Origin of the sequence: Methanoregula sp., from assembly GCF_050010295.1 — an archaeon.
Classification (GTDB): domain Archaea; phylum Halobacteriota; class Methanomicrobia; order Methanomicrobiales; family Methanospirillaceae; genus Methanoregula.
This window is the reverse complement of record NZ_JBEKLH010000017.1, coordinates 1-3,486: the sequence shown is the minus strand read 5'-3', so window position 1 is coordinate 3,486 and position 3,486 is coordinate 1. Positions and strand designations below refer to the sequence as shown.

Annotated in this window: 3 protein-coding genes; 2 read left to right on the top strand and 1 reads right to left on the bottom strand. The window is 58.2% G+C overall.

Annotated elements, in window-relative coordinates; translation table 11 throughout:
* Window positions 1-273 precede the first annotated feature (273 nt).
* Together ABSB80_RS13155 and ABSB80_RS13150 are read left to right on the top strand one after the other, a co-directional pair.
* Window positions 274-534, top strand: a complete 261-nt coding sequence (locus tag ABSB80_RS13155; protein WP_428371089.1) for a type II toxin-antitoxin system Phd/YefM family antitoxin — start codon at window positions 274-276, stop codon at window positions 532-534.
* The gene (locus tag ABSB80_RS13150) at window positions 531-875 is read left to right on the top strand and encodes a type II toxin-antitoxin system RelE/ParE family toxin (RefSeq protein ID WP_428371088.1); all 345 of its coding nucleotides are present in this window, start codon (window positions 531-533) and stop codon (window positions 873-875) included. Before ABSB80_RS13155 ends, ABSB80_RS13150 begins: the two co-directional genes overlap by 4 nt.
* 422 nt (window positions 876-1,297) lie before the next feature.
* Here ABSB80_RS13150 and ABSB80_RS13145 read toward each other — a convergent pair whose 3' ends face one another.
* Entirely contained in the window at window positions 1,298-3,445 is a 2,148-nt protein-coding gene (locus ABSB80_RS13145) for an Ig-like domain-containing protein (protein ID WP_428371087.1), read from the bottom strand.
* Window positions 3,446-3,486: the final 41 nt, after the last annotated feature.

The following is a 3,486-nucleotide window of genomic DNA, read 5'->3' as shown; positions in this document are numbered from 1 at the left end:
CAGAGGTGCTACGGCGAGTGTCCGGCGAGGCTCCGGCGAGGCTCCGGAGGCACCCCCGAGAATCTACCATGTCTAGCGCTTGAACTTCTGCGGTGGAGGCACTTGTGGTGCAAATACTGACCTCCGTTACGATGCGCTCTCTGTAGCGTGCATTGCCTGCGAAACGAGTGCTGCGGCCCAGTGAGCGGACTGGAATGGCTTAAATCTGATCGCCCCGGCTCTTTACTCATTGTGGTGCTTGCGCCGCCCTGTCCTGAGGTTTAGGCTGGCGGCATGAAAGCAATTACCGTGCGAGAAGCCCAACCACGCCTTCGAGAACTGATTGCCGAAGCCTGCCAAGGCGAGTTGATCGTGCTAACTGACGGCGACAAGCAGGTAGCCCTGGAGCCGCACGTGCCTTTGGACCTGGAGAAAGACAGCCCCGAATTGGAGGCCGAGTTGCTCAAAGCGATAGACGGGCCGTTTTCGCCGTACTCGGCCGAAGAGATGCAAGCCATCGGGAGGCGGGTTCTCGGGCAGAAACCAGAGCAATGAGCCTCGCCATTCAGCGAGCCTCGTTCTTTATTGCTGATTTCCAGATCCAATTCGCGTGGTATGCAGAGAAGGCAGGAGGGGAGGTCGCGTGGCGATTCCAATCGGCGCTGGACGATTCACTCCGTAATCTTTCAAACCGGCCTGATCTCGGGAGAATCCGGCATTTCCGCAGCCCAAAACTCCGCGGTCTTCGCTCCTATCGCGTAGAACGCCCCTTCAAGAAATTGCTCCTCTTTTATCGTGTGGAGGGTGATTGCCTCCAAGCAGTTCGTCTCCTGCATGGTGCCCGCGATCTGCCTCGCCGGTTGAACCAGCCGCCCGAAGCTCCGGGGGAGCCATAAATGTTGCAAAAAAACACCGAACGCCCATTGTTCTCGGACACCCAGGCATACGAGCGCCTCGAGTCCGCCAGTCGGGACTTCGGTTACGTGCTCATCACGAACGAGTGTGACGCCGCGCGCCTGCGAGCCGCTTGCGAGCGGCGCCGCCAGAATGCCCCCTTGTTCTCGCAAGTCGTACACATCAGCGGGCGCGATCTAACACGTGATGGATTGTGGGGACCGCCAGGAGGACACTCCTATAATTGGCACAACCAAAGGCGCTAATTTGAAGCTTCATCGCTCGGACCGCGGACAACACCAACGCAAACCCACGCGGGCGGACCAACCATGCGGACAACTGGTCATCCAATCTACGGTTTGACGCTTCGTCCGACGGTCAAGGATGACTTGCACTCCCGGCATCGGAATTGACATCGCTGATGCTACTTCTTCAGCCGATAGAGCCGCATCCTGTTGGCAATATTGTTGGTGACGGTATATTGCCCGCTCACAATCAGGGGCGCGGGTATGGCGTTGCTCCAATTCGCGGTGCCCACACTCGTTGACCACTGCAACGCAAAAGCAAGGGAGTTCGTCGGCCACTGTAACACCATGTTCGTGCCTCGCACCGAAGCGCTGAGGAAAGGGCCGCCGTTGGTGAAGTGCGTCTGTGTCGAGTAGCTGCTCCAAGCGTTGCGGCTGTCCCGGTATCGAACATGCCATTGGTAGTTACTGCCGTAGTACAATTTGTTGGTCGGCAGCACCCAACTCACTTTGTTGACTGTGTCCGTGCCGCTGTCCGCGACGATGCGTCCGCCCGCACTTAGCACTTGCCACTGACTCGCAGCGTGGATGTCGCCGAGGCAAGCTGGGTCTGGATCGCTGAACGCGCTCGCTTCTAGCGTGGGCGTGATCGGCACTCCTGCGGCCCCGTTGGGCGGAGAAACATTAGCGGGCGTGTTCGGCGCCGTGTTGGGCGGCGTATAGGTGACAAAGTTTGAGGCGATGGTCGAGTAATTCCCTGCCTTGTCTCGGCTTCGTGCCTCGATGGTGTTGGAACAAGGCGACAGCGCAACGCTGCGCGTCCAACTTGCGGTGCCAGTGGCGTTCGCCCAACTGCCCCCGTTGAGACGCACTTCCACGGCTGCAACACCGCTGGCAGACGAACCCGGATCGCTTGCCGTGCCAGACACGGTGGTTGACGACGTGGTGAGATTCGCCCCGTTGGTGGGTTTGGAGATAGCAACGGTTGGCGGCGTGATGTCAATGCTCACCGTGAGCGTAACCCGGCTGGAGGTCGAAACGTTTCGGGCAGCGTCGTAGGCGCGAGCCGTCCAAGTGTGTGTTCCGTTGTCAGCCGCCGTAAACGACCAGTCATACGTGTAGGGTGCCGTCATGTCAGCGCCTTTAAGTGTCCCGCCGTCATAGAATTCGACGCTCGTCACCCCAACGTTGTCAGACGCGGTAGCCATGATCGTCACGGTCTGCGCGTTCGTGTAAGTTTTCGCAGAAGCTGGATAGGAGATTGAAACCGTGGGGGGTATTGCATCCGCAGAAAAATTCGCAACAAGGACGCGATTATCAGAGATAACGAAATTATAGTCGGATGAACCGCTGACGAAGTTTCCATTCTCTGTCCATTCTACAAAATAATAGCCCGCAGCCGCCGTTGCGCTGACAGCGCCGGACGAACCATTGGTGTAGCCGCCACTGCCGGTAGTAAGACCGGCGTTGATCGGAGACTGAGTAGTCGTGATAGTCCAGATAGACCAATCGTACAACTCTGCGCTGGAAAGATATACGATGCCGCCTGATCCAAAGCCCCCCGCGATCAGCACTTTGCCATTGGGCAGCAAGGTTGCCGTGTGCTGCGAGTGACCGGTGATCATCGCATCGGTCGCCGTCCACCTGCCGGTGGCTGGGTCGTACAACTCCGCGCTGAAAAGAGCGATACTGCCGTCTGTGCTATTGCCCCCCGCGACCAGCACTTTCCCGTTGGGCTGCAAGCTTGCCGTATGCGCAACGCGTATCGTGGTCAACGCCCCAGTCGCTGTCCATGTCCCCATGGTTGGATCGTACAGCTCCGTGGTGGAAATGCTGTTGCCACTATTGCCAGCGCCTCCAGCGACCAACACTTTGTCATTGGGCAGTAAGGTTGCTGTGTGATAATCGTGTGCAGTGGTCAGCGCGCCTGTGTTCGTCCAAGTCCCGGTTCTCGGATCGTACAGTTCCGCACTGGAAAGATAGCCGCTGTTGCCATAGCCCCCCGCGATCAGCACTTTGCCATTGGGCAGCAAGGTAGCCGTGTGAGAACCGCGTGCGTGGGCCAGGCTGGCGGTCGCCGTCCATGTCCCGGTGGCCGGATCGTACAGCTCCGCGCTGGCAAGATACGATATGCCGCCGGGGTATCCCCCCGCGACCAGGACTTCACCATTGGGCAGCAAGGTAGCCGTATGATAAACACGTGTGGTGGTCATCGCGCCGGTTTCGGTCCAAATACCAGCTTTAGTTGATTGAATGATAAACAAGTTCAAGGCCAGCACGGCAAACGCTGACGATAGTTGAACAAGCTTTTGTCCAGGAGTTTTCATGAGGTTTCTCCGTCGTGGTCTTACTGATCGAAGCTGAGTCC